General features: G+C 53.1%; 22 protein-coding genes. 9 read left to right on the plus strand and 13 right to left on the minus strand.

From position 1 onward, the window contains the following. Nucleotides 1-50 precede the first annotated feature (50 nt). From rsmE to metK, 5 genes are all read right to left on the minus strand, one after another. Nucleotides 51-782, minus strand: a complete 732-nt coding sequence (rsmE, locus tag JOE09_RS12585) for a 16S rRNA (uracil(1498)-N(3))-methyltransferase (protein WP_205066000.1) — start codon at nucleotides 780-782, stop codon at nucleotides 51-53. An 82-nt stretch (nucleotides 783-864) separates the two neighbouring features. Continuing rightward, the gene (endA, locus tag JOE09_RS12590; RefSeq protein ID WP_200546313.1) at nucleotides 865-1,578 is read right to left on the minus strand and encodes a deoxyribonuclease I; all 714 of its coding nucleotides are present in this window, start codon (nucleotides 1,576-1,578) and stop codon (nucleotides 865-867) included. A 120-nt stretch (nucleotides 1,579-1,698) separates the two neighbouring features. Then, complete coding sequence (locus tag JOE09_RS12595) at nucleotides 1,699-2,211, minus strand: SprT family zinc-dependent metalloprotease (protein WP_105592374.1); 513 nt, start codon at nucleotides 2,209-2,211, stop codon at nucleotides 1,699-1,701. Between the two features lie 69 nt (nucleotides 2,212-2,280). After that, entirely contained in the window at nucleotides 2,281-3,678 is a 1,398-nt protein-coding gene (locus tag JOE09_RS12600) for a sugar porter family MFS transporter (protein ID WP_205066001.1), read from the minus strand. 1,155 nt (nucleotides 3,679-4,833) lie between these two features. Beyond that, entirely contained in the window at nucleotides 4,834-5,988 is a 1,155-nt protein-coding gene (gene metK / locus JOE09_RS12605) for a methionine adenosyltransferase (RefSeq protein ID WP_105592372.1), read from the minus strand. 863 nt (nucleotides 5,989-6,851) lie between these two features. On the opposite strand from metK, the gene speA reads away from it, so the two are divergent. Beyond that, nucleotides 6,852-8,828 carry a biosynthetic arginine decarboxylase gene (speA, locus tag JOE09_RS12610; protein WP_205066002.1) on the plus strand — a complete coding sequence of 659 codons (1,977 nt, stop codon included), beginning with the start codon at nucleotides 6,852-6,854 and terminating at the stop codon, nucleotides 8,826-8,828. Between the two features lie 99 nt (nucleotides 8,829-8,927). Here the strand turns inward: speA and JOE09_RS12615 are convergent, their stop codons facing one another. The 4 genes from JOE09_RS12615 to JOE09_RS12630 are packed head-to-tail and all read right to left on the minus strand — an operon-like array spanning nucleotide 8,928 to nucleotide 10,796. Beyond that, nucleotides 8,928-9,731 carry a hypothetical protein gene (locus tag JOE09_RS12615; RefSeq protein ID WP_205066003.1) on the minus strand — a complete coding sequence of 268 codons (804 nt, stop codon included), beginning with the start codon at nucleotides 9,729-9,731 and terminating at the stop codon, nucleotides 8,928-8,930. Nucleotides 9,732-9,735: 4 nt separating this feature from the next. Then, entirely contained in the window at nucleotides 9,736-10,092 is a 357-nt protein-coding gene (locus tag JOE09_RS12620; protein ID WP_205066004.1) for a hypothetical protein, read from the minus strand. Between the two features lies 1 nt (nucleotide 10,093). Next, nucleotides 10,094-10,516 carry a hypothetical protein gene (locus JOE09_RS12625; RefSeq protein WP_205066005.1) on the minus strand — a complete coding sequence of 141 codons (423 nt, stop codon included), beginning with the start codon at nucleotides 10,514-10,516 and terminating at the stop codon, nucleotides 10,094-10,096. Continuing rightward, nucleotides 10,494-10,796, minus strand: coding sequence for a DUF4258 domain-containing protein (locus tag JOE09_RS12630; RefSeq protein ID WP_205066006.1), 303 nt, complete (start codon nucleotides 10,794-10,796; stop codon nucleotides 10,494-10,496). Before JOE09_RS12630 ends, JOE09_RS12625 begins: the two co-directional genes overlap by 23 nt. A 277-nt stretch (nucleotides 10,797-11,073) precedes the next feature. On the opposite strand from JOE09_RS12630, the gene speB reads away from it, so the two are divergent. Then, the gene (gene speB / locus JOE09_RS12635) at nucleotides 11,074-11,994 is read left to right on the plus strand and encodes an agmatinase (RefSeq protein WP_105592366.1); all 921 of its coding nucleotides are present in this window, start codon (nucleotides 11,074-11,076) and stop codon (nucleotides 11,992-11,994) included. A 75-nt stretch (nucleotides 11,995-12,069) separates the two neighbouring features. Here speB and JOE09_RS12640 read toward each other — a convergent pair whose 3' ends face one another. Both JOE09_RS12640 and loiP read right to left on the minus strand, forming a co-directional pair. Beyond that, nucleotides 12,070-13,341: an OprD family outer membrane porin gene (locus JOE09_RS12640; protein ID WP_205066007.1), complete on the minus strand. Its 1,272-nt coding sequence runs from the start codon at nucleotides 13,339-13,341 to the stop codon at nucleotides 12,070-12,072. Nucleotides 13,342-13,829: 488 nt separating this feature from the next. Beyond that, nucleotides 13,830-14,588: a metalloprotease LoiP gene (loiP, locus tag JOE09_RS12645; RefSeq protein ID WP_205066008.1), complete on the minus strand. Its 759-nt coding sequence runs from the start codon at nucleotides 14,586-14,588 to the stop codon at nucleotides 13,830-13,832. 289 nt (nucleotides 14,589-14,877) lie between these two features. Here loiP and tkt point away from each other — a divergent pair, with 289 nt between their 5' ends. Further along, on the plus strand, nucleotides 14,878-16,869 hold the full coding sequence (gene tkt / locus JOE09_RS12650) for a transketolase (RefSeq protein ID WP_205066009.1): 1,992 nt from the start codon (nucleotides 14,878-14,880) through the stop codon (nucleotides 16,867-16,869). Between the two features lie 78 nt (nucleotides 16,870-16,947). Here tkt and JOE09_RS12655 read toward each other — a convergent pair whose 3' ends face one another. Then, a complete protein-coding gene (locus JOE09_RS12655; RefSeq protein WP_205066010.1) occupies nucleotides 16,948-18,807 on the minus strand; it encodes a sulfatase family protein in 1,860 nt (619 codons plus the stop codon). Between the two features lie 380 nt (nucleotides 18,808-19,187). Here JOE09_RS12655 and epd point away from each other — a divergent pair, with 380 nt between their 5' ends. From epd to JOE09_RS12685, 6 genes are all read left to right on the plus strand, one after another. Beyond that, on the plus strand, nucleotides 19,188-20,234 hold the full coding sequence (epd, locus tag JOE09_RS12660; protein ID WP_205066011.1) for an erythrose-4-phosphate dehydrogenase: 1,047 nt from the start codon (nucleotides 19,188-19,190) through the stop codon (nucleotides 20,232-20,234). Nucleotides 20,235-20,255: 21 nt separating this feature from the next. Then, on the plus strand, nucleotides 20,256-21,419 hold the full coding sequence (gene pgk, locus JOE09_RS12665) for a phosphoglycerate kinase (RefSeq protein WP_205066012.1): 1,164 nt from the start codon (nucleotides 20,256-20,258) through the stop codon (nucleotides 21,417-21,419). Nucleotides 21,420-21,501: 82 nt separating this feature from the next. Next, nucleotides 21,502-22,581 carry a class II fructose-bisphosphate aldolase gene (fbaA, locus tag JOE09_RS12670; RefSeq protein ID WP_123331122.1) on the plus strand — a complete coding sequence of 360 codons (1,080 nt, stop codon included), beginning with the start codon at nucleotides 21,502-21,504 and terminating at the stop codon, nucleotides 22,579-22,581. A gap of 181 nt (nucleotides 22,582-22,762) precedes the next feature. Further along, on the plus strand, nucleotides 22,763-23,635 hold the full coding sequence (mscS, locus tag JOE09_RS12675) for a small-conductance mechanosensitive channel MscS (RefSeq protein ID WP_205066013.1): 873 nt from the start codon (nucleotides 22,763-22,765) through the stop codon (nucleotides 23,633-23,635). 224 nt (nucleotides 23,636-23,859) lie between these two features. Continuing rightward, on the plus strand, nucleotides 23,860-24,480 hold the full coding sequence (gene argO / locus JOE09_RS12680) for an arginine exporter ArgO (RefSeq protein ID WP_200560105.1): 621 nt from the start codon (nucleotides 23,860-23,862) through the stop codon (nucleotides 24,478-24,480). A gap of 151 nt (nucleotides 24,481-24,631) precedes the next feature. Continuing rightward, nucleotides 24,632-25,357 carry an oxidative stress defense protein gene (locus JOE09_RS12685; protein ID WP_199735040.1) on the plus strand — a complete coding sequence of 242 codons (726 nt, stop codon included), beginning with the start codon at nucleotides 24,632-24,634 and terminating at the stop codon, nucleotides 25,355-25,357. 67 nt (nucleotides 25,358-25,424) lie between these two features. Here the strand turns inward: JOE09_RS12685 and JOE09_RS12690 are convergent, their stop codons facing one another. Then, nucleotides 25,425-26,324: a LysR family transcriptional regulator ArgP gene (locus JOE09_RS12690; RefSeq protein WP_105592355.1), complete on the minus strand. Its 900-nt coding sequence runs from the start codon at nucleotides 26,322-26,324 to the stop codon at nucleotides 25,425-25,427. Nucleotides 26,325-26,393: the final 69 nt, after the last annotated feature.

Consider the following 26,393-nt stretch of genomic DNA (forward strand, 5'->3'; position numbering starts at 1 on the left):
GGCTCGCCAGGATATCGGTTTCGATACCGCGGTTGTTAAGCACAATGGGCTTAGCCCAGATCGCCAAATCGAACCTGTAGCGCGGTAATTGCCGTCAGGGCGGTCGTTTCGGTGCGCAGCACGCGCGGTCCTAACAGAATATCGGTAAAGCCATAGCCTGTCGTCATGCTGATTTCATCAGCAGAAAGACCGCCTTCCGGGCCTATCAGCAGGCGTACGCGTTCTACAGGCAGCGGCAGCGTATTAATGCTGTGCTCCGCACGCGGATGAAGATTTAGCTTCAGGCCGCTATCCTGCTCTGCACACCAGGCTTCCAGCGTCATCGCGTTGCGCACTTCAGGAACGCTATTGCGGCCACACTGCTCACAGGCGGCAATGACAATTTTCTGCCACTGCTGGATTTTCTTCGCCAGCCTTTCCGCATCCAGCTTTACGCCACAGCGTTCAGAAAACAAGGGGGTAATGACATTAACGCCCAGCTCAACGGCTTTCTGGATGGTGAATTCCATCTTCTCGCCGCGCGACATCACCTGGCCGAGATGCAGATGCAGCGGGGATTCGCGGCTGTCCGCGCGGCTTTCGGTGATTTTAACGCGCACGCTCTTTTTATCCGCATGGATAATCTCAGCAGAAAAAGTCAGATTAGTGCCATCAAAAAGCTCTACGGCCTGGCCCGGTCCCATGCGCAGTACGCGGCCAACGTGGTTCGCCGCATCTTCACAGAGGGCAACTTCGCTTCCTGCCTGTAGCGGCTCGGGGTGATAAATGCGCGGTACTCGCATAGCAATCGATAATCCTGTAAAAGTGGGAGCCTCACTATCCGGCCCCTTAAGAACGGCTGTTGTGCAGTTTAGGTCAGTGATTTTACCGCTGGCAAGCCTGCTGTACATAGGGGTTGTGATTTCCCTGCACACGGGCAATCCGATTGTCGCGTTCGCATTCCCATGCGTTAACCGGATAAAGCTTGTTCCAGGCGGTCATCAGCTGCGTTTGCTGTCGTGACATTTGCAGCTTATAGGTATCGCGCATATAGAACCAGGTGCGGGCAATCGCACCACGGGCGCGGGCGGGCGGCTCTGCCAGCTTGTTTTTGAAGTCGACCTTCATCGCGCACTGGCCGTACTGCTGTTCGCCACCGTTCCATTGGCCGTACATAAAGTTGCCGCGATCGCCGTTAACTTCACCGATGGCGGGCTGCAGATTATGCAGATCGGTTTCCATTCGGCGGTATTCATCATCTTTTGCGCAGTTTTTGCGCCCGCCATCCTGCCAGCACTGGCGCTGGTGGCCAAAGCTCCATGCCGGAACCACATGTTCCCACTCGATGCGCTCGGCCCGGTTAGCGTTTTTTCTAACCTGATAGCCGCAGGAGGCGAGGTCGGGAACGCCTTTCTTGCCCTGCCAGGTGATTTTACAGCCGCAGTAGAAAGATCCAGGCGCATCGGCATTGATCTGTGCCGCATAGGCTTTTGCCTGACTGAAGTTATTTTGATGATAGTTGTCCAGACTCAACGCCTGTGAAGAAAAGACGGGAAGCAACAGTGAAAAAGCCAGCGAGGCCAAAATTTTGCGAGACATATTCCAGAAATTCTGTGATCCGTGAGAAAGCCCGGAGAGTAACAGAAGTTCCAATAATAGCGAATAATTAGCTTATAAATTAGCCTGATACTGTCAGGTGCTTGCTGGATTTTCGCACTTTTAGGCGCTTTTAAATTCACCCGGCTGCAAAATGTCACCGCAGTGCAGGCAGCGGTACTCACTTTCGCCGCGAACCACGCGATTATGTCGCCGAATGGTCAGCTGATGCTGCTGGCAGCGGCAGCGATAGGGGAAGGCCTGGCTGCGCACGGAAGCGATAGCGAACTGATGCGTGCGGCGGGCCGGAACCTCCAGCACGCTCTCCATCATCCATTTCCACTCTTTGCCGTGGGGCGCTACGCGGCCAAAGTGCTTCCAGACCAGTAAATGCGCCAGCTCATGTGGAACCACTTCATCAATAAATGCCTGCTGATTTTCCAGCAGCAGTACCGGATTAAGGCGGATTTCCCAGTCCTGTAGCCAGGCAGTGCCGGCCGCCGTGCCGCGCTGCTGATAAACCAGCCGAGGTTCGGGATAATTGCGTTCCAGCCGTTGATTCGCCAGCTGCAGTTTTTCACGCAGCGTGCGCATAACGGACTGCTGGAGAGCGATGGGGAGTCGTTGGGATTTCATAGCGCAGAGAATACGGTGGCGGGAAGAGAGAAGCAATAAGACGGCCGGATTGCTCCGGCCGTAGGATGATCAGTCGCGGGAACCGATATCACGCAGTTTTTTACCGCTCAGCAGGTTACGCTCGATATGTTCCAGAGAAACGCCTTTCGTTTCCGGGATCAGGCACAGCGTCAGCACGATAAAGAACAGGTTGAGTGCGGCATACACCCAGAAGGTGTTGGCGTTACCCAGCGTATTCAGCATAGTCAGGAAGGTGGCCCCGACGATCATGTTGGCGATCCAGTTGGTGGTGGTGGAAACCGTAATACCGAAATCGCGGCCTTTCAGCGGCTGAATTTCGGAGCACAGTACCCAGATCAGCGGACCGGCGCTCATTGCAAAGCCAACGATAAACATCAGCAGCATACCAATCGCAAAATACTGCGCCGCTGCGGAGTTAATGCCGATATGCAGCATGGTCCCCAGAATGCCCATACCCAGCGCCATCACCATAAAGCCGAGGATCAGCGTTGGCTTACGGCCCCAGCGGTCTACCAGACCAATAGCAATAAATGTCGCCAGTACGTTGATCAGGCCGACGATAACCGTCCCCCACATCTGCTGGGTGGTGTTGGCGAAACCGGCAATTTCAAAGATTTTCGGCGCGTAATACATGATCACGTTCATGCCGGTGAACTGCTGCATTACCTGAAGCAGGATGCCGAGCCACACCGCGCGGCGGAAGTTGCTATTGTCTTTAAACAGTTCCCAGCCGGACTGCTTGATCTTCAGGCTTTCACGGATTTCATCCAGTTCGCGCTTTGCCTGTTCGCTGGTGTCACGCAGGCGATCCAGCACACGCTGCGCATCGCGGAAGTTACCTTTCGCCGCCAGCCAGCGCGGGCTGTTTGGCAGGAAGAACACGCCAACCAGCAGCAGCAGGGCGGGAATGGTGATCACGCCCAGCATCCAGCGCCATTCGCCGCTGTAGCTGAAGGCGGTATCGGACAGGTACGCACCCAGAATACCGATGGTAATCATCAGCTGGTAGAGCGAGATCATGCTGCCACGGATTTTTTCCGGCGCGATTTCAGACAGATAAAGCGGAGCAGTATAAGACGCTACGCCAACGGCCAGGCCAAGCAGTACGCGGGCAATAATCAGCATTTCCGCGTTCGGCGCAAAGGCTGACCAGAGTGAGCCGATAACGAACAGAACGGCGCCGATCATCAGGCTTTTTTTACGGCCAAGATAAGACGACAGCCAGCCGCTGCCGATGGCACCGATGGCGGCACCAAACATCATGGAGCTGACGATCCACTCCTGCTGGTGAGCGGTGACGTTGAAATCTTTCGAGATAAACGGCAGGGCACCGGCAATCACGCCGATATCCAGGCCAAACAGCAGGCCGGCCAGGGCAGCAAGGAAACAGACGAAAAGGGTCATAGCCTTGTTCGATGTTCTGCTGTGAGTTTTTGTTCCAGGCATGATGCCTCCATTAATGACTGCTTATTGTTGCGGTCAATGTTAGACAACCTGCTTCCATCAGACTGTGCGTTAGGTCACATCAGTGTAATCGGTTACACTTGCTGTGTTAGGTTAAAGCTTAGGCAAGGTGCATAAACCGGCCTTTTAATCAGTATTTAACGATGTTTTGTTGTATTTTTTCTCACTGTGATTAATGGTTGCCGGATGTTTCTGAAAATATAATATTTTGTATATTTATGGCAATGAGCTGATGTCTTAAATATAGGAAATATAGAGTGTTTGTTTGTGTAACCGATACCAATTTAGCGCATTGGGTTACTTAGAGTGTAGCTGGTTGTGCGGGTGTTAATTTTTGGTTGCGGAATATGTATGTGGATGTCGAAAATAGCTGATGAGCTGATGAGCTGATGAGCTGATGAGCTGATGAGCTGATGAGCTGATGAGCTGATGAGCTGATGGACGTTGGTTACTATGGAGATTGCGCTGGCTGGCTGTTCCCCCGCCCGGATGGTCCTCACGCCACGCTTTGCGTGGTGCCTTCGCTACGTTCGTCAGCCTGTCGGACCGCCAAAGACGGGCCGTCCATGGCCCGGCTTTGTCTTTCGTCCGCGTCCATGCGGCCGAATCCTGGCTTCCTTTCTCCGCTCAGCGCTGCGGATTATCCGGTCGGGTGAACAGTCAGCCTGCTGTGCTGCTTCCGTGATGCATGCCAGATAAGATAGACAGCGAGCACGACGCTCGATGGAGGGGGGCAGGTTGCAGTCCAGATATGCCTGAACACCTGCAATAAACGTTCTGAAGGGAATAGTTGTTTGTAAAACCGCGACTCTGAAGGTCATAGGGAACAGCCTCTGCCGCGGGTACCGGGCAATCCGCAGCGCTGAGACGTAGGCAGCAGGCCAGGAGATGCCAGCAGGGAAGCTGGCGTCAGGCGAAGCCGGGCAGGACGCCCGTCTTCGCCGGTCCGGGAGGCCGGATGCCGAAGCCGAAGGCACCACGCGAAGCGTGGCGCGAGGACGCCCGGTACCCGCGGCAGAGGCTGGGAACCCTCGCACACACGATAAAGCGAAGCAAAAAAAACCGCCATCTAAAAGACGGCGGCTTAATCACGCTGGAGGGCAGCCCGAAAGCACCCTCAGCACAGCGGCAGAAAACTCATTTCAGACCGGCAGCATCGCGCAGCAGAGCGGCTTTGTCGGTTTTTTCCCATGGGAAATGCTCGCGACCAAAGTGACCATAGGCCGCAGTTTCGCGGTAGATCGGATGCAGCAGATCCAGCATCTGAATCAGGCCGTAAGGGCGCAGATCGAAGAACTCGCGCACCAGCAGAGTCAGCTGCTCGGTAGAGACTTTCTCTGTGCCGAACGTTTCCACCATGATGGACGTTGGCTCTGCAACGCCGATAGCGTAGGAAACCTGAATCTCGCAGCGGTCGGCCAGACCGGCAGCCACGATGTTTTTCGCTACGTAACGCGCCGCGTACGCCGCTGAACGGTCAACTTTTGATGGATCTTTACCGGAGAACGCACCGCCGCCGTGGCGAGCCATGCCGCCGTAGGTATCAACGATGATTTTACGACCGGTCAGACCACAGTCACCCATTGGACCACCGATAACGAAACGGCCGGTCGGGTTGATGTGGTATTTGGTGCTGGCATTGATCCACTCAGCGGGCAGAACCGGCTTGATGATCTCTTCCATCACGGCTTCTTGCAGATCTTTCTGCGAGATGTCTTCGGAATGCTGAGTAGACAGTACCACTGCGTCGATACCGACAATTTTGCCGTCATCGTACTGGAAGGTGATCTGGCTTTTCGCATCCGGGCGCAGCCATGGCAGGCTACCGCTTTTACGGACTTCAGACTGGCGCTGCACCAGACGGTGTGCGTAAGTTACCGGAGCGGGCATCAGCACGTCGGTTTCATTGGTGGCATAGCCGAACATCAGGCCCTGGTCACCGGCACCTTGCTCAAGCGGATCGGTACGATCAACGCCCTGGTTAATGTCAGGAGACTGTTTACCAATTGCGCTCAGTACGGCGCAGGAGTTGGCATCAAAGCCCATATCGGAATGAACATAGCCGATATCGCGCACGGTTTGACGGGTGATCTCTTCGATATCAACCCATGCACTGGTAGTAATTTCACCACCAACCAGCACCATGCCGGTTTTTACATAGGTTTCGCAGGCCACGCGTGCTTTCGGGTCCTGCTCGAGAATTGCATCGAGCACGGCATCGGAAATCTGGTCGGCGATTTTATCAGGATGTCCTTCTGATACGGACTCGGAAGTAAACAGGTGTTTAGCCATTATATTCTTTACCTTACTAATACGGGTTGAAGATCGACTGCATAGCGCAAAAACTGGAGATTAGCCTGAAATCCAGGACAGATATCTGTTCTTAGCGCCCCCCTCAGGCAAAGCCATGAGCAGTGATTATCCTTTTCAGGGATATCGCCCCCGTAGTAACGGAGGTAAATCAAAGACGCTTAGAAGTTAACCAGTATAGATGGATTAACATCTGGATGGCTATTTTAGGTTACACGTTAAGCGGATTGCCAGCATTTTTTGCCGAGTGGCGTTTTATCATTTGTAAAAAGTGGAAAATTATCCTGACAGATATCGCATCCGGCACATTTAGATTTTGCAATTTTAGTGGCGTAGCTGTATAAAACGGCGCTGCCTTTGACCGCTTTCTCAGGCATGCAACTGACCCGCCAGCAATGAAAAATACGCGCTGGCTTTCACCCGCAGTTTTTGGTTTTTCCACGCGCCGGTCGGTGTGTGTGGAGGTGACAACAGTAATGAACCACGGTGTTTCACTCGTTCAGTTACGCCATCCCGGCGTGTTCAATTTCCCCTCATGCGGTACGACTCCCTGTACAGTTCGCCGAAATTTTGTGCGTGTTGGTAACAATCCCGACACCAGCGCCGGTTAATCTGCTTCTGACGTTGTGACCAGGTTCTCTCAGATTTACCTGAGAGTTGTCTCTATTGGTTTTCTGACCCGTTATACGGAGTCCGCGACGTGTTTTACAATGTTATACTTCAGAAACCGATTTTAGCGGTACTTCAGTCTGCCAGACTGAACATCCCGGTAATTGATGGGTCATCGTCACAGGTTAATTCTGCGGCGGCTTGCTGTTTTGCTTTACTACAATTTGAGGTTCGCAATGTCTGACGACATAAAGAATGTGATGGGTTCGTCAGCGGGCGAACAGGGTGTTCTCCGCTCCATGCAGGAGGTGGCCATGAGCGATCAAGAAGCCAGCAAAATGCTGCGTACTTACAATATTGCCTGGTGGGGCAATAACTACTATGACGTCAATGAACTGGGCCACATCAGCGTTTGCCCGGACCCCGACGTCCCTGAAGCGCGCGTTGACCTGGCGAAGTTGGTAAAAGAACGCGAAGCCAACGGCCAGCGTTTACCGGCGCTGTTTTGCTTCCCTCAGATCCTGCAACATCGCCTGCGTTCAATTAACGCAGCCTTCAAGCGTGCGCGCGAATCCTACGGCTATCGCGGCGACTACTTCCTGGTTTATCCGATTAAGGTGAACCAGCATAAGCGCGTCATTGAATCCCTGATCAACTCCGGCGAACCGCTGGGGCTGGAAGCCGGTTCCAAGGCCGAACTGATGGCGGTACTGGCGCACGCCGGGATGACCCGTTCAGTGATCGTCTGTAACGGCTATAAAGACCGTGAATATATCCGCCTTGCGCTGATCGGCGAAAAGATGGGCCACAAGGTCTATCTGGTGCTGGAAAAAATGACCGAAGTCCAGCTGGTGCTGGAAGAGGCTGAACGCCTGAACGTCGTGCCGCGCCTCGGTATCCGTGCGCGCCTGGCTTCACAGGGTTCCGGCAAGTGGCAGTCGAGCGGCGGTGAGAAATCGAAGTTCGGTCTGTCGGCGACTCAGGTGCTGAAGCTGGTTGAGATCATGCGCGAAGCCGGGCGGATGGAAAGCCTGCAGCTGCTGCATTTCCATCTGGGATCGCAGATGGCCAACATTCGCGATATCGCCACCGGCGTACGTGAATCGGCGCGTTTCTACGTTGAGCTGGCGAAGCTCGGCGTGAATATTCAGTGCTTTGACGTCGGCGGCGGTCTGGGCGTTGACTATGAAGGCACGCGCTCCCAGAGCGACTGCTCGGTGAACTACGGCCTGAACGAATACGCCAACAACGTTATCTGGGCGATTGGCGATGCCTGTGAAGAGCACAACCTGCCGCACCCGACGGTGATCACCGAATCCGGTCGTGCGGTGACTGCGCATCATACCGTACTGGTTTCCAACATCATCGGCGTAGAGCGCAACGAATTCAGCACGCCGCAGCCACCGTCTGAAGATGCCCCACGCCCGATCGTCAGCATGTGGGATACCTGGCAGGAGATGCACGAGCCGAACAACCGCCGCTCGCTGCGCGAATGGCTGCACGACAGCCAGATGGATCTGCACGATATCCACACCGGCTATTCGCAGGGCACCTACGATCTGACTCAACGCGCCTGGGCCGAGCAGCTGTATCTCAACATCTGTAACTATATTCAGCAGCATCTGGACCCGAGCAACCGCGCGCACCGTCCGATTATTGATGAACTACAGGAGCGGATGGCGGATAAGATTTACGTCAACTTCTCTCTGTTCCAGTCAATGCCGGATGCGTGGGGTATCGATCAGCTGTTCCCGGTACTGCCGCTGGAAGGGCTGAACAAAGTGCCGGAGCGCCGTGCGGTGCTGCTGGATATCACCTGTGACTCGGACGGCACCATCGATCACTATGTTGACGGTGACGGGATTGCCACCACCATGCCGATGCCGCAGTACGACGTGGATAATCCACCGATGCTGGGCTTCTTTATGGTTGGTGCGTATCAGGAGATCCTCGGCAACATGCATAACCTGTTCGGAGATACCGAAGCGGTTGACGTGTTCGCCTTCTCCGACGGCAGCGTGGAAGTTCAGCTGTCTGACGAAGGGGATACCGTGGCGGATATGCTGGAGTACGTGCAGCTGAATCCTGCCGAGCTGCTGACGCATTTCCGTAACCAGATCAAAGAAAGCGATCTCGACGACGACCTGCGCGCGCAGTTCCTGGAAGAGTTCGAAGCGGGCCTGTACGGGTATACTTATTTAGAAGATGAGTAAGTAATAATCAGGCTGAACGGTTATCCGTTCAGCCTTATCTGAGCTTTATTTACCACAGGTAAAATTTCAAGCAGTAAAGAATATCTCATCGCAGCCATTTTATTTACAGCACATCATGCAAGGCTCAAAGCCAAACTTTTCCAGAAATGATTTTTCGAAGCTAAAATTTTTCGGGCCAAATTTTCTCAAACCGTACTGAAACAGTGCTTCCATCAGCGCCGGCTTTAACTCTTGTAGCCATAATTTCAACGCCTCTGAATCATTTTGCATATTGCGCGCAGGCTTATAACGCTTGTTACACACATCCTGGTGTTCAGCCATCAGCGCCTTTGCTTTTTCAACTTTTTCATCAACAACTATTTTTATCTCTTCCAGAGATAGCGAACTAAACTGATAGCGTCCGGAGTTGTTTTTCTGTAGCTTCACTGGTGGATTTTTCAATGCAAACTGCGCGGAGAGGCGCAGGATAAATTTCTCTTCATCCTCCTGTAAAAGATGTCGGTTGTCATGGGCGAATTTTTTGCATTTTAGTACTTCGCTTTCCCCACGCGCGGTGATTTCCGGGGGGGCTTCAAAATTAATATAGTTGTTAAGCAATGCATTGCAATGTTCGGATTTATGATATTTTGGTGTCGTCTTATTATCAAATAATAAACTCATATTCTGAGTTTTCTGGCGTGCCTGATGAATAAAACGATTATCCAGTTCTTTGAACAGAGCCCGCGTTAACCAAAGTAGTGAAATATCGCGATCGGTGAGCAAGAATCTTAAATTATTATTATCATAATACTGCTGGCATAATGATACGGTAACATCTGAAAAATTGATGCCAAACTGGTAGGTCAGGCCACGATAGGAGCCCTGAGTAATAAAGTATTTTTCTACGTCAGTATGATTGTTCACAGGCTCATCCCTTTAAAGCATCAACAATCTGTTGGCGAATTTTTTCATCCTGGGGCCAGTCTACGGAGAGAGTACCTCTTTCCATTAATATTCCCAGGCATGAGCGGGAAAGCTCGTCCTCGCTGTACTCCTCGGCAGTTTTCTTAATCAGTGGAATGCTTTCCTTCGAAGTAAGAAGATATTCTGACAGTAGTTCACTGATCTTATCGTAAAACAAATTTGCTTTGTTCTGGCCGTAAATATCACACATCACATCGATCATGGCTGCAACTTTATGATTTGGTCGATAGCTGATAGTGACATATTCACTGCTGTTGCTGTTAGCCAAACGTTCGTTGATAACCTGAGACAATTTTTTCATTTTATTTTTTCACACTGGAGGAAAGGATTGACTTGATATCATCATGTTCTTGAGAATAAAAATTCTGTTGCTGGTAATAGTTATTTTCCACGTGACCGATCTGTCCATTTGGATCGATTTCGTATAGCCAGCTTTTATCAATGGATAATGAATTATTTAATTCAGGATTACGTTTGTCCGCCTCTGATGCCAGCAGGTAGCGAGTATCAAAATTTTCCACGTCCTGATTGAAGAATTTATATACCAGGGTTTCAATCACTGCATTAACGACCTGAGAACGCGTATCGTCGGTCAGCGCAGCCAGTTCATCCAGAATCGTCAGGTCAACTTTATTGATTTTTATATTTAATTTAGTTGGGGTGTTTTTAGTCTGGCCTAAAGATCCCTGACCAAAATGCTCTTCATTTATCGTAACGTTTTTCATCGCTGTTTTTTCTCTTTTTAGCATCGAACGAATTATTATAGTAAGCAGTGATAAGCATCTCGTTCACTTCAACAACTGTGAGTCCACCTCGCCCTTTCAGTTTTTCAAGTTGCCGAAGAAGACCAGATAATGTGCCCATCATTGCGGTAATCGTTTTTTTATCCAGAATAACTTTCTCTCCATCGCCTGAATCTGAACCAAATTCAAGTGCGATATCAATTAAAGCCTGCTGAATACCTCTCTCATTCATTCGCTTGTAAGCATGTCGTGTCAGATTCATAGCGCCTCCAGATGATGAAACGAGTATGAGGTCATTTGTTGCTTTCGTCAATAGTCTAATTTTGACTATTTTATAATGGCTGATTTTTTAGGACGGAATGGGGTAAGCGCTTCACACGCGTTCCCCTGAACATGCTAAAATAAAGGCATAATCTGGTGTGATATTTCGCTCACCAACCCCAAATCCCTTTCTCGTCGGGCCTAACGACGCGGCGGGGATTTTTTTTCATCTGTAGCGAGCCGTCAGCGCTGGCTGAACAGTCAATTAAGGAGTCGTTATGCACAACACTTTGGGTAATCAGTATGATAACTCTCTGGTTTCAAATGCATTTGGATTTATGCGTTTCCCGGTCAACTTCCAGCCGTACGACAGCGATGCCGAGTGGGTGATCACCGGCGTACCTTTTGATGCTGCGACTTCCGGCCGCCCGGGCAGCCGTCTGGGGCCGGGCGCTATCCGCCAGATTTCTACCAATCTGGCGTGGGAAGGATGCCGCTGGCCGTGGCAGTTCAATCTGCGTGAGCGTCTTAACGTCATTGACTGCGGCGATCTGGTTTATGCCTTCGGTGATTCTCAGGACCTGAGCGATAAGCTGCAGGCGCATGCGGAAAAACTGCTGGCGAACGGCAAGCGCATGCTGACCTTCGGCGGCGATCACTATATCTCGCTGCCGCTGCTGCGCGCGCACGCGAAAACCTTCGGTAAGATGGCGCTGGTGCACTTCGATGCCCACACCGATACCTATGACAACGGTCCAACCTTCGATCACGGCACCATGTTCCATACCGCGCCGAAAGAGGGCCTGATCTCGCCGGAGCATTCGGTGCAGATCGGTATTCGTACCGAGTTCGACAAGTCGCTGGGCTTTAATGTGCTGGATGCTGCACAGGTTAACGATCGCAGCGTGGACGATATTCTTGCTCAGGTGAAACAGATCGTCGGCGATCTACCAATCTATCTGACCTTTGATATCGACTGCCTCGATCCGGCTCACGCGCCGGGTACCGGTACGCCGGTTATCGGTGGGCTGACCAGCGATAAAGCGACCAAACTGATCCGCGGCCTGCAGGGAATGAATATTGTGGGGATGGATCTGGTGGAAGTGGCACCGGGCTACGACCAGTCGGATATCACTGCTCTGGCAGCGGCAACGCTGGCGTTAGATATGCTGCACGTTCAGGCAGCTAACAAAGGCTAAGCCCGATAACGACTGCCGCACAGTGGCGTACGGCAGTCGTCTTTTCTTCTGTCATTTAGCGATGAGATAAGATCGTTAAAACGCGCTAAACGGGTAATCAACGTATACGCGAACCTCGTTACCCCCGACGTTATAATCACTGGTGTTGCTGGATACCCGCAGTATGGAATAACGCAGGGTCAGCTTCAGGTCTTTCGCCGGGCCGTTTTGCACCTGATACTGAATCTGGTTAAACCACTCGTGTTCCTTGCCGTTGCTGGTTTCTGCGGTTTTAATGTTATCCCCGCGAACGTAAGCGGTAGTCCAGCTCATCCCCGGCACGCCCACACCGGAAAAATCCAGCCCGTAAGAAGCTTGCCATGAACGCTCGCCTTCACCATTAAAATCCGACCAGTAGGAGTTGGACAGCCAGATAGTGTTACCGCCGTCGCCGGTGCCATCAGCATTGCGATAGCCGCCGTATTGATAACCGGTGCTGCCGCTGCTGTGCTGATAAGCCAGTTCGAAGGTTTGAATATCCCAGATGTAGCTCGCCGCCAGGCTCCAGATGGTGTTATTGCGGCCGGTATCGAGCCTGCGCGCATAGTCAGAATCAAGACGCGAGTTATAGCCGTTGAAGTCGAGGATCAGCTTTTGTTTATTGCTGAATGGCTGATTGTAGTTCATGCCGAGATACTGTTTTTTCAGCACGTCTTTGACATCGGAAGCATAGGCCGAGCCGCTGAATCGATCGCTGAACTGATAACTGGCACCGCCGAATGACAGGCTTTTCAGGCCGCTGTTGTGGCGATCGTCGCTTTTACGCTGCTCGTCCGTGAAATAACCGGCGTTAATCTCCAGCCCGGTTATTTCTTTCGAGGTCAACATCGCCCCGGTATAGGTTTCCAGCAGCAGGCGTGAATCATCGGCATACAGAATCGGCAAAATGGGGTACTGATTACCGTAACTTAATACGGTGTTTGAGATGCGCATTTTGGCCGTTGCGCCAAATTTTGCCAGATCGTGTTTAGCGCGACCGCCGTCGCTACCCTGTTTGAAGAAATCGATGCCGCTGGCGCCGCTGCGTCCACGGCCACCGTCAAGGCGTACGGCGTACTGCGCGATGCCGTCAACGCCGAAACCAATCAGCCCTTCGGTATAGCCTGAATGGAATTTAGTGATAGCACCCTGGCCCCATTCAGCTTTATCCTGCACGCCGTTGCGGTAATCGCGATCAATATAAGCGTTACGTAATAGCAGGTCTAAATGGCTGTCGGCAATAAAACCTTTGCTGTCTGCTTGCTCACTGGCGAAGGCCGGTATTACGGCGCATAAATTTAATGTAATTAATAATAGTTCTTTTTTCACTGGCGTTATTTCTCTGGCTGAAGAAAAGGAAATATAAACGTTACCGTGGTGGTATTTACCATGGCGTTAAGCGATTGCAATCGTTAAATACCTATTAGGCCCAGGCTCAGGTCGCTATGCAAGGACTTTGTAGTCGGATTGCCTGCAATGTTTGATTTGATCTTTCCTGAGGCAGGAATAATAAAACGCATAAATGGATGAGTTATGATTTTTTATAATTTCTGGCGGAGATGAATCTGTCGGGTAGTCTGGATTGTAATTTAAATAATTAACAGGTCGTGCGATTTAGTCGGCAAATTATGCTTTGTTAATATTTTTATTAAATTTATAAGCTATGTTTGCTATTAATCGAATTATCTTCAACGTTTTTTCAATGCGTGGGCAGTCAGCCTGAGTTTGCTGCTCATTGTCCCGTCGGCGAATAGTAGATTTTTGCGAAATGGTCATGCGGGCTTTCTGCCTGGAGTGACGGTCAGCCCGCTTTAAATTTATTTGATCCCGTCTGCCGCCATCCGCTCGCGGATATGTTGCGCGCGTGCTTCAGAGGCAGGGTGATCGTCAAACATTGAACTCTGGCGGCCGGCTTCCAGTTTCGCCAGTTTTTCAAAGCTGGTGGCCAGTCCTGCCGGGTTGATGTTGCGCTTGCGCAGCAGATCGTAGGAATAATCATCCGCTTCAGACTCCTGGCGCTGTGAGAACTGTGAATTCACCAGTTTCTCCCCAATATCACCAAGCTGCGACTGGGAAAGTGAAGCGGCAATGCCACCGGCAGACGCGGCAGCGGTGCGTGCAGCGGTCGTCGCGTAGGCCACCTGCATGGCTTTGCGCGAGTGGCCTAATGCAACGTGGCCCATTTCGTGGCCCAGCACCGCCTCAACTTCATTGTCGGTCATCATATCCATCAGGCCGCTGTATACACGAATACAGCCGTTAGCCATCGCCCACGCATTGACGTCTTTAGTGAGGTAAACCTTATAGTTAGCCGGCGTGCCGTTGATGTTATCGCCCAGTGCGGCAGAAATTTTGTTCAATCGCTTGGTATAGGTGCTGTTGGCATCGGCGATTTGCGTGCTGCTGTCCATCTGCTGGCAGGATTTTTCACTGAGCTCTTTTACCTGCGCATCGCTCAGCGTGGCAGCCTGGAAAGCCTGTGCGCCGGACTGCATCAGTCCATTGCTGTCGAAGTTCTGACAGCCTGAAACAAGGGTTGCCAGCGCCAGCGCGGCAAAAGAAATGCGTTTCTTCATTCCGTTTTATCCATTAGTGGTAACAAGGTAATTAAATCATAAGGTTAGCGGATGAAAGAGAGATGAAAGATCCGCCAGATAGTTGAGTTATAGTCTTTGCTGTCGTCTTTGCCTAGTCGGGAGATTCCCAAAGTGCAACTTATGTGATTATTTTTACATCCTGCGCCATGTACATGTTACCCATATTTCATGTACATTGATGGGCGACTTTCCTTCGGCTTTGCCTGATAACTCATTAATTACAATAGGTTAAGTACGGCGAAGCGTTAAATCCGACCTGGAGTAGAAAATGTCTTCTCGTAAAGAGCTTGCCAACGCCATTCGCGCATTGAGTATGGATGCGGTTCAGAAAGCTAAATCCGGCCACCCGGGTGCCCCAATGGGTATGGCTGATATCGCTGAAGTGCTGTGGCGCGATTTCCTGAACCACAACCCGACTAACCCGCTGTGGGCCGATCGTGACCGCTTCGTGCTGTCCAACGGCCATGGTTCAATGCTGATTTACAGCCTGCTGCACCTCACAGGCTACGATCTGCCAATTGGCGAACTGGCTAACTTCCGTCAGCTGCATTCCAAAACCCCAGGTCACCCAGAGTACGGCTACACTGCAGGCGTAGAAACCACCACCGGTCCTCTGGGCCAGGGTATCGCTAACGCCGTTGGTTTTGCGATTGCCGAGCGCACGCTGGCCGCACAGTTTAACCGTCCTGGCCATGACATCGTTGACCATAACACCTACGTGTTCATGGGTGATGGCTGCATGATGGAAGGTATCTCCCACGAAGTGTGCTCGCTGGCGGGTACCCTGAAGCTGGGCAAACTGGTGGCGTTCTACGATGACAACGGCATCTCTATCGATGGCCATATCGAAGGCTGGTTCACCGACGATACCGCGAAGCGCTTTGAGTCTTACGGTTGGCATGTGGTGCGCGGCATCGACGGCCACGACGCTGAAGCGATCAAAAAAGCAGTTGAAGAAGCCAAAGCAGTGACCGACAAGCCTTCACTGCTGATGTGCAAAACCATCATTGGCTTCGGTTCACCGAACAAAGCCGGTACTCACGATTCCCACGGCGCGCCGCTGGGCGATGCTGAAATCGAACTGACCCGCAAGCAGCTGGGCTGGACCCACGCACCGTTCGAAATTCCACAGGACATCTACGCTCAGTGGGATGCGAAAGAAGCAGGCCAGGCGAAAGAATCCGCGTGGGATGAGAAGTTTGCCGCCTACGCGAAAGCCTTCCCTGAGCTGGCAGCCGAGTTCAAACGCCGCGTAAGCAACGAGCTGCCGGCTAACTGGGCAGAAGAGTCGCAGAAATTTGTTGAACAGCTGCAGGCTAACCCGGCGAAAATCGCCAGCCGTAAAGCGTCTCAGAATGCGATCGAAGCGTTCGGCAAACTGCTGCCGGAATACCTGGGCGGCTCCGCTGACCTGGCGCCAAGCAACCTGACCATGTGGTCCGGTTCTAAACCAATCAACGAAGATGCAGCGGGTAACTACATCCATTACGGCGTGCGCGAATTCGGTATGACCGCGATCGCTAACGGTATCACCCTGCACGGTGGTTTCCTGCCTTACACCGCTACCTTCCTGATGTTTGTGGAATACGCGCGTAACGCAGTGCGTATGGCGGCACTGATGAAAATCCGTCAGGTGCTGGTCTACACCCACGACTCTATCGGTCTGGGCGAAGATGGCCCAACTCACCAGCCTGTTGAGCAGCTGGCCAGCCTGCGCGTTACGCCAAACGTCAGCGCATGGCGTCCATGTGACCAGGTTGAATCAGCAGTGGCCTGGAAATACGGTATCGAGCGTCACGACGGTCCTACCGCACTGATCCTGTCCCGTCAGAACCTGGCACAGCAGGAGCGTACGCCTGAGCAGCTGGCTAACATCGCTCGCGGTGGTTACGTGCTGAAAGACAGCGCGGGCACGCCTGATGTGATCCTGATTGCGACCGGTTCAGAAGTTGAGCTGGCGGTTGGCGCGTTCGACAAACTGACTGCGGAAGGCCACAAGGTTCGCGTGGTGTCTATGCCGTCTACCGACGCCTTCGACAAGCAGGATGAAGCCTACCGTGAATCCGTGCTGCCGAAAGCGGTTAGCGCTCGCGTGGCCATTGAAGCGGGTATCGCGGACTACTGGTTCAAATACACCGGTCTGAACGGCGCTATCGTTGGCATGACCAGCTTCGGTGAATCTGCACCGGCTGAGCAGCTGTTCGATCTGTTTGGCTTCACCGTTGATAACGTGGTCGCTAAAGCGAAAGGCCTGCTGTAATCCATCGCAACCGGCTCTTAACCGGGCTGGTTTACCGATAAAGCACCGCTTAGCGGTGCTTTTTTTTCGGCCAGACGGTCAGTCCTGAATCATCTTCTCAAAATGCGCGCTATCCAGATGCCAGCTGTGTGCCTGGCTGTCGGGAAGGAAGCTGCCGTCATCCTCTCCAATCTCCTGGCGATACCTGGCGTTGAGCTTTTGGTTCATGGCCATAATCAGGTCGCGATGCTGTTCGGGTTCGCGGGCCAGATTATTCATCTCCTGCGGATCGCTGCCGAGATCGTAAAGCTCCAGATCGTTCATCGCCAGCAGCTGTTCCCAATTCTCCGGCATGTTGTGCTGGCGCAGTGAATAGTAGCGGGCAAATTTATAACGGCCATCAAACAGCATGCGTACGCCGCTGCGTCGGTGATAGTCCGGTGCAAGTCGCTGAATCTGTTTCTGCTTTTCGGCGGTGTTCAGGTTGGGATTATCCCGCACATCAAAGACTTTCCGCAGGTAGTTATCGTCGATGTACAGCATCATATCGTAGCAATAGAGGCTGGCGTCACGGATCTGGTGCAGGCTGGCCTGCTCAGGATCTTTGATTAACGCGCTAAAATCTTTACCTTTTCGGTCGTGCAGCAGCGGGGCGATCTGCTCTGCGGGCTTCCCGGTCAGGCCGAGTAGGGTTGGCGTCAGATCCAGGTGGCTGGTCAGTGCGTTGCAGACCTTTCCTCCGGGATAGGCGGGATGACTGATAATCATCGGCACCTGTACCTGCTGCTGGTAAACGCAGGTTCCCTTGCCGTGCATTTGGTGAAATCCCTGTAACTCGCCGTGATCGGAAGTCATCACCACAATGGTTTTTTCCGTCAGGCCGAGCGCATCCAGCTCGTTCAGCAGGGCGACGACATGGGTATCGTTATCGCGGATACAGTTAAAATAGTAATCCTGCAGCTTGCGCCAGCGGCGATCCTCGTCAGGAAACTGCCCAACCAGCATGGCCCGTGCCTGCTGATAGTTCAGCTGCGCGGCCGGCCTGCCCGATTGCTCAAACGGCTGATGACGGCTGGCGGGCAGAGGCACCCGATCCCAGCGCGCAGCATACAGCGCATTTTCCGGCGGCTGGCTGGGGCTCATTGGCTGGTTTTCGTTTAGCTTCGAGTGCCACTGAATACGTTCTCCCGGCGCATCGGTATCGATAAACATCACATCGTGCGGATTCACGAGGTTCACCGCCAGCAGCCACGGTCGCTGGCTATCGCTCATATTTCTTCCTTTACTGCGCAGCCAGCTGACGGACTGCGCCAGGGTCAGTGAGTCGTAGACGTATCCCCCTTTGCGCAGGCCAATTAAATCGCCAATGCCGGAGTAGTCCTGAAAGCCATATTGCTGCATATCCTGATGCAGCGGGGCATGGTCAATATCGTCAATGTCTTTGGATGGTACATCTTTTAGCGACAGTTCCAGCGGGCGGGAGAGGTGCCATTTTCCTTTGTAGGCGGCGTAATAGCCGAGTTTATCGATCATGCTGGCCACGGTACCCAGTTTGGGATCGAGGCTCCACGGCATCCAGGGGAGCCCTACATTATCGAACATGCGGGTTTGTGGCATATGCAGGCCGGTATACATGACCGAACGCGATGAGGTACACACACAGCTGTTGATGTAGTGGCGGGCAAACGTTGTCCCCGTTTTCATCAGGCGTTCACGGCCAGGAACGGGAAAAGGGTAGTGCTCGAAGTAGCGCTCCTGATCGGAAGTAATCAGCAGAATATTGTAGCCATCAGGCAACTTTTCCGGTGCGGTAAACGGCGGATGAGCGGCCGCTGACTCGTTTTGTGCCGTGGGGGAGGCGAGGGCCGATGGAATCAAATGGCTGGTGGCGATTGCCCCGGCTCCTTTCAGCAATGTACGGCGTGAAATTCCGTCTTTATCTGAAACGTTGTCCGGCATGGTGATCTCCCTTCTTATTGTGGTGTTATTAGAAAGTGAAATCCCAGATTAAGCGCATTATCGGGAGGCGGTTTACATAAAGTGGTATTCGTCTAAAATTTCATCGTGATGCGCGATTGGCCGGATAAATATGCGTCAAAAGGTGCCGTTTTTTACGTAATTTTGTGACGCAGATCGAAAGTTAAGCGCGGTAATTGATCGTAGTCATTCCTATTATTCCTCTCTTCTATTATTCTAGCTGAAGCGTTTCAGTTTGATTGTCACCGCCGATGCAACCGCAGGTTTGCCGCGGGGGCGGCGCAAGAATTTCCTGTACAAATCGCGGCGTCTGGCTCAGGCTAATCGTCCGATTTCATAGAGAATTCTGATGCAGGAGTAATATGACGGTTCGCATTGCCATTAACGGATTCGGTCGCATTGGGCGCAACGTGCTGCGTGCGCTTTATGAAACCGGACGTCGTGCTGAAATTACGGTGGTTGCCATTAATGAGCTGGCCGACGCTGCCGGGATGGCCCATCTGTTGAAATACGACACCAGCCACGGCCGTTTTGCCTGGGATGTGCGCCAGGAGCGCGATCTGCTGTCGGTTGGCGATGACACTATCCGCCTGCTGCATCACGCCGATATTGCCTCGCTGCCGTGGCGCGAACTGAATGTGGATATCGTACTGGACTGCACCGGCGTCTACGGCAGCCGTGCCGACGGCGAAGCGCATCTGCTTTCAGGGGCAAAAAAAGTGTTGTTCTCCCATCCTGGAGGCAATGACCTGGATGCCACGGTCGTTTTCGGTGTGAATGAGCAAGAGCTGCTGCCGGAACATCTGTTGGTATCGAACGCTTCCTGCACCACTAACTGTATTATTCCGATAATCAAACTGCTGGATGATGCGTGGGGGATAGAGTCGGGTACGGTAACCACCATCCACTCAGCAATGCACGATCAGCAGGTGATTGATGCCTATCATCCCGATCTGCGGCGCACCCGAGCGGCCAGCCAGTCGATTATTCCGGTTGATACGCGTCTGGCCGCGGGCATCACCCGCATTTTTCCGAAATTTAATGACCGTTTCGAAGCGATTGCCGTACGCGTGCCGACGATTAACGTGACGGCGATTGACCTCAGCGTCAGCGTGCGGGATGCGGTTAAGGCCTGCGAGGTCAACGCCCTGCTGCAAAGTGCGTCAGAAGGGGCTTTTAGTGGTATAGTTGACTACACGGAATTACCGTTAGTCTCTATTGATTTTAATCACGACCCGCACAGTGCCATCGTTGACGGCACGCAGACGCGGGTCAGTGGTCAGCACCTGATTAAGACCTTGGTCTGGTGTGATAACGAATGGGGCTTTGCTAACAGAATGCTGGATACCACGTTAGCGATGGCCGATATCGGTTTCAGTCAGGACGCAGCAGCGTCTGTAAAACTTTGAGAATCAACGAGAGGGTTCACCATGTCTGTAATTAAGATGACCGATCTGGATCTTGCTGGTAAACGTGTTCTGATCCGTGCCGATCTGAACGTGCCGGTAAAAGAAGGGAAAGTGACGTCGGACGCACGTATCCGTGCTTCTCTGCCGACTATCGAAGCGGCTCTGAAGCAGGGCGCAAAAGTGATGGTTACCTCCCACCTGGGCCGTCCGGTTGAAGGTGAATACAACGAAGAGTTCTCCCTGCTGCCGGTGGTTAACTACCTGAAAGACAAACTGGGCGCGGATACCGTTTCTCTGGCGAAAGATTACCTGGACGGCGTTGAGCTGGAAGCCGGTAAGCTGGTGGTGCTGGAAAACGTTCGCTTCAACAAAGGTGAGAAGAAAGACGACGAAGCCCTCTCTAAAAAATACGCCGCGCTGTGCGACATCTTTGTGATGGATGCCTTCGGTACCGCGCACCGTGCTCAGGCCTCTACTCACGGCGTGGGCAAATTTGCTCCGGTTGCCTGTGCAGGCCCACTGCTGTCAGCTGAGTTGGAAGCATTAGGTAAAGCCCTGTCTAATCCTGCGCGCCCAATGGTTGCCGTTGTCGGTGGTTCTAAAGTTTCCACTAAATTCGACGTGCTGAACTCGCTGGTGAAAATTGCCGACACCGTTATCGTCGGCGGCGGCATCGCCAACACCTTCGTGGCTATCGACAACAACGTCGGCAAGTCTCTGTATGAGCCAGATTTCGTTGAAGCGGCGAAAAAACTGCGCGACGAGTTCAAAATCCCGGTTCCTACCGATTCACGCGTGGGTACCGAGTTCTCTGAAACCGCACCTTCAACCGTGAAGAAAGTGAGCGAAGTTCAGGATAACGAAGAGATCATGGACTTCGGCGACGAAACCGCACTGGCGATGGCTAAACTGCTGAAAGAAGCCAAAACCATCCTGTGGAACGGCCCGGTTGGCGTGTTCGAATTCCCTAACTTCCGTAAAGGTACCGAAATCGTTGCTAAAGCGATTGCAGACAGCGAAGCATTCTCCATCGCAGGCGGTGGTGATACGCTGGCCGCTATCGATCTGTTCGGTATCGAAGATAAAATTTCCTATATCTCTACCGGCGGCGGTGCTTTCCTGGAGTTCGTGGAAGGCAAAACTCTGCCAGCAGTAGCTATGCTGCAAGAACGTGCTAAGCAGTAATTAAACCTCTGGGCGGAGCCGCGTGAGGCTCCGCATGAGAACAGAATCCTTTAATACGACCGAAGAAACAGGACAAGCTAACATGTCTAAAATTTTTGATTTCGTAAAACCAGGCGTTGTCACCGGCGATGACGTGCAGAAGATCTTCAAAGTAGCGAAAGAGAACAAATTCGCTCTGCCAGCGGTTAACTGTGTCGGTACCGACTCAATCAATGCCGTGCTGGAAGCTGCTGCTAAAGTAAAATCTCCGGTCATCGTTCAGTTCTCTAACGGCGGTGCTGCTTTTATCGCTGGTAAAGGCCTGAAATCTGACAAGCCACAGGCTGCTGCAATCCTGGGTGCGATCGCTGGTGCACATCACGTGCATCTGATGGCAGAGCACTACGGCGTGCCGGTTATCCTGCATACCGACCACTGCGCGAAGAAACTGCTGCCGTGGATCGACGGTCTGCTGGACGCGGGTGAAGCTCACTTCGCTAAAACCGGTAAGCCACTGTTCTCTTCTCACATGATTGACCTGTCTGAAGAGTCTCTGGAAGAGAACATTGAGATCTCCAGCAAGTATCTGGCGCGCATGGCGAAACTCGACATGACTCTGGAAATCGAACTGGGCTGCACCGGTGGTGAAGAAGATGGCGTGGACAACAGCCATATGGACGCATCTGCCCTGTACACTCAGCCAGAAGACGTTGATTACGCTTACACCGAGCTGAGCAAAATCAGCCCGCGTTTCACTATCGCTGCCTCTTTCGGTAACGTACACGGCGTGTACAAGCCAGGCAACGTGAAACTGACCCCAACTATCCTGCGCGACTCTCAGGATTACGTTAGCAAGAAACACAACCTGCCGCACAACTCCCTGGACTTCGTGTTCCACGGTGGTTCCGGTTCTTCAGCTGCTGAAATCGAAGAATCTATCGGCTACGGCGTGATCAAAATGAACATCGATACCGATACCCAGTGGGCAACATGGGACGGTATTCTGCAGTTCTACAAAAAGAACGAAGACTATCTGCAGGGCCAGCTGGGTAACCCAAATGGCGTGGATAGCCCGAACAAGAAATACTATGACCCACGCGTGTGGCTGCGTTCAGCTCAGGCGTCCATGGTTGTTCGTCTGGAGCAGGCTTTCAAAGAACTGAACGCAATCGACGTTCTGTAATTTGTCCGCTGTGCAAAAAAGGCCCGAAAGGGCCTTTTTTTATGCAACTTTCCCATAAATTCCAGCTAATTACGCCAGAAACCTGGCAGATCTTCCCACTGTTGCTTACCCTTAATGTTCAGGCTGCCGGCAGGCGGCAGAGTTTTGAACGCCTCTTTTGGGCAAACAACAGGATGGGAAAATGGAAGATTTAAACGTGGTCGATGGCATCAGTAACGCGGGGGGCTGGCTGGTGCGCAACCAGGCCCTGCTGCTGAGCTACGCGGTAAATATTGTGGCAGCGATTGCGATCATCATCGTCGGGATGCTGGTTGCGCGTATTGTCTCCAATACTATCAATCGCCTGATGCGTGCCCGCCACCTTGATGCGACGGTGGCTGATTTCCTTTCTGCGCTGGTGCGCTACGGCATTATTGCCTTTACGCTGATTGCGGCGCTGGGGCGGGTTGGGGTGCAGACCGCATCGGTCATTGCCGTACTCGGCGCCGCCGGTCTGGCCATCGGCCTTGCGCTGCAGGGCTCGCTTTCTAACCTGGCGGCCGGCGTGCTGCTGGTGACCTTCCGCCCGTTCCGTACCGGAGAGTTTATTGATATCGGCGTGATGGGAACGGTGCAGAACGTGCAGATCTTCTCTACCACCTTAAAAACCGCCGACGGCAAAATCGTCGTGGTGCCAAATGGTAAAATCATCGCCGGGAATATCACCAACTTCTCCCGCGAGCCGGAGCGCCGCAATGAGTTTATTATCGGCGTGGCCTACGATGCGGACGTAGATGATGTGATTACGTTGCTGCGTGGCATTGTTGAGGCGGAACCGCGGGTGCTGCAGGAGCGCGGCGTGCAGATTGGCCTGAACGAAATGGCGCCTTCCTCACTGAACTTCGTCGTGCGCTGCTGGAGCAAGGCAGGGGACCTGCAGCAGGTCTATTGGGATCTGATGAAGGAGTTCAAAAACGCCCTGGATGCGAAAGAAATCGGCATCCCTTATCCGCAGATGGATGTTCATCTGCATCAGACCAAAGCGCCTGAAGTCGATCTGACTAAACCGGCGTAACGCTTTATCAGTAAAGCCCCCTGCCAGATGCTGGTGGGGGGCTTTTTTTTGCTCAACTGCCACATGATGGCGACTGCACCTGCGGTTTTACATCCTCACGCCGTGTTGCGATTCGCCATTACGGAATATTAGCGAAAGTGATGGGGCATTAAATTATAAAGTTTCCCCTAATGATGCGGCCGCTATACACTTGCCGAAAATTGAGTGTAGATGAGGTCTTTTTTATGTTATCCGTTTATTTTCAGGGTGTTGCAATGGGCGCAGCGCTGATACTGCCGCTGGGGCCGCAAAATGCATTTGTGATGAACCAGGGCGTTCGCCGCCAGTATCATCTGATGACCGCCGCGCTCTGCACGCTGAGCGATATTCTGCTGATCTGCGGCGGTATTTTTGGCGGCAGCGCGCTGCTCAGCCAGTCAGTTCTGTTGCTGAATCTGGTCACCTGGGCGGGTGTGGCGTTCCTGTTATGGTATGGCTGGGGCGCACTGCGCACCGCGTTCAGCGGGGATGTCCAACTGGCTGCCGCCGGAGCGATGAAGCAGAGCCGCTGGCGGATTATTGTCACTATGATCGCCGTAACCTGGCTCAATCCGCACGTTTACATCGACACCTTCGTGCTGCTGGGTAGCCTGGGAGGACAGCTGCCGGAAGAGGCGCGGCGCTGGTTCGCCTTTGGTTCGATCAGTACCTCAATCGTCTGGTTTTTTGGCCTGGCGATATTAGCCGCCTGGCTGGCTCCGGTACTGAACACGCCGCGCGCGCAGCGCATTATCAATCTGCTGGTCGGTGGCGTAATGTGGGTGATTGCGCTGAAGCTGGCGATGCAGGCGCTGCATTTCTATTAACGGGAACTCACTTCCAGAATTCAGGTCATAGCGTGACGGGATACGGCGCTCTACACTGTATCGTGACGAATAGACGGAACATTGCGCTGCCGCAGCATCCGGCTCCGGTAGCGTCCGATCCGATACATATGACACCCCCATGGAGGACGCAGTGAAGCTCACTAAACTGGCTCTGGCCGCAATGATTGTTCTGGGTAGTTTACCGTTGGTGACGCAGGCTGATGAACTGCCTGCTGGCCCGCACGTGGTCACTTCAGGCCAGTCCAGCGTGGACGCCGCGCCGGATATTGCTACCCTGGCGATTGAAGTTAATATCACCGCGAAAGATGCTGCTGAAGCCAAAAAGCAGGCCGATACCCGCGTTCAGCAGTATTTTGATTTCCTGAATAAAAGCGGCATTGAAAAGAAAGATATCAACGCCGCCAACCTGCGTACTCAGCCGGAGTACGATTACCTGAAAGATGGCAAATCGGTGCTGAAAGGCTATCGTGCTGTTCGTCAGGTGCAGGTTACGCTGCGTCAGTTGGATAAACTCAACGAGCTGCTGGACGGCGCGCTGAAAAATGGCCTGAACGAGATCCGCTCCGTTGAACTGGGCGTGGCCGATCCTGAACAGTATCGTCAGAAGGCGCGTAAAGCGGCAATTGATGATGCGATTAAGCAGGCGGGCGAGCTAGCCCAGGGCTTTGGCAGCAAGCTTGGCCCGGTTTACAGCGTGCGCTATCACGTTGCCAACTACCAGCCGATGCCAATGGCGCGGATGTATAAAGCGGCGGACGCAGCGCCGATGACTTCTGCAGCGCAAACTTATGAACAGCAGAGCATTCATTTCGACGATCAGGTTGATGTGGTCTTTGAATTGCAGCGCAACCCGTAAGCCATAACGCACTGCGGGCGGACCAGAACAACTGGCCCGCCCGCAGCTGACTCAAAACGTTTCCCGCCTAAACCGTATCCTGACGCAGAACGCGATGGCCGTGAGCCAGCAGCGCATCGGTAACTTTGCGCATCAGGCGGCTTTCCGGGGCAAAACGGTGCCAGTAGAGCATACGGCGCTGCAACAGGCCCGGCGTCAGATCGATCAGCTCACCTTCCGCCAGCTCGCGCTCAATTTGCAGATGTGGGATCATACAGCAGGTGGTTCCCTGACGCGCCAGCTGCACGAAGGCTTCCGACGAGTTCACGATATGGCACGGAACGCTGCCCGGCGACAGATCGAAGTTCTGCTGCAAAAATGCCTGGTGCATATCATCCAGATGGTCAAACGCCACCGCCGGTGCTTTCAGCAGCGCGGAGCGGGTGACGCCATTCGGGAAGTAGCGCGCGGCAAACTCTTTCGAGCCGACAAACAGGTAATCCAGCGCGCCCAGCTGATCGACAAGGCAGCTCGGCAGCGGCTGTGGCTGAATACTGATCGCGCCCACCACTTCACCGCGGCGCAGGCGTTCCTGGGTTCGCGTTTCATCTTCTACCTGAATATTCAGGCGGACCGGAGAGTCGGTCAGCACGGTTTTCAGCGCCGGTAACAGCCACGTTGCCAGACTGTCGGCGTTCACCGCCAGCGACAGCAACAGTGGCGTTGTGCCACCGCTGTCATCACCCAGCCACTCCTCTTCCAGCAGCTCAACCTGGTGCAACAGCGCCAGCAGCTTTTGCCCCTGTTCGGTTGGGCGAGGCGGGACGGTACGCACCAGCAGCGGCTGGCCAAACATATTTTCCAGCTGTTTGATACGCTGTGAAACCGCTGACTGGGTAATACAGAGCTTTTGTGCGGCGCGTTCAAAGCCGCGTTCACGAATCACTGCATCCAGCGCCTGAAGCGTTCGATAATCGGGACGTTTCATTAATCGTTATACTCTTCTCAGGTGTGGTCTAAGCACTATGCCACAGTTTTTATCTTTTGCGCGGGCAAA

The organism is Pantoea coffeiphila (assembly GCF_016909495.1).
Classification (GTDB): Bacteria; Pseudomonadota; Gammaproteobacteria; order Enterobacterales; family Enterobacteriaceae; genus Erwinia; species Erwinia coffeiphila.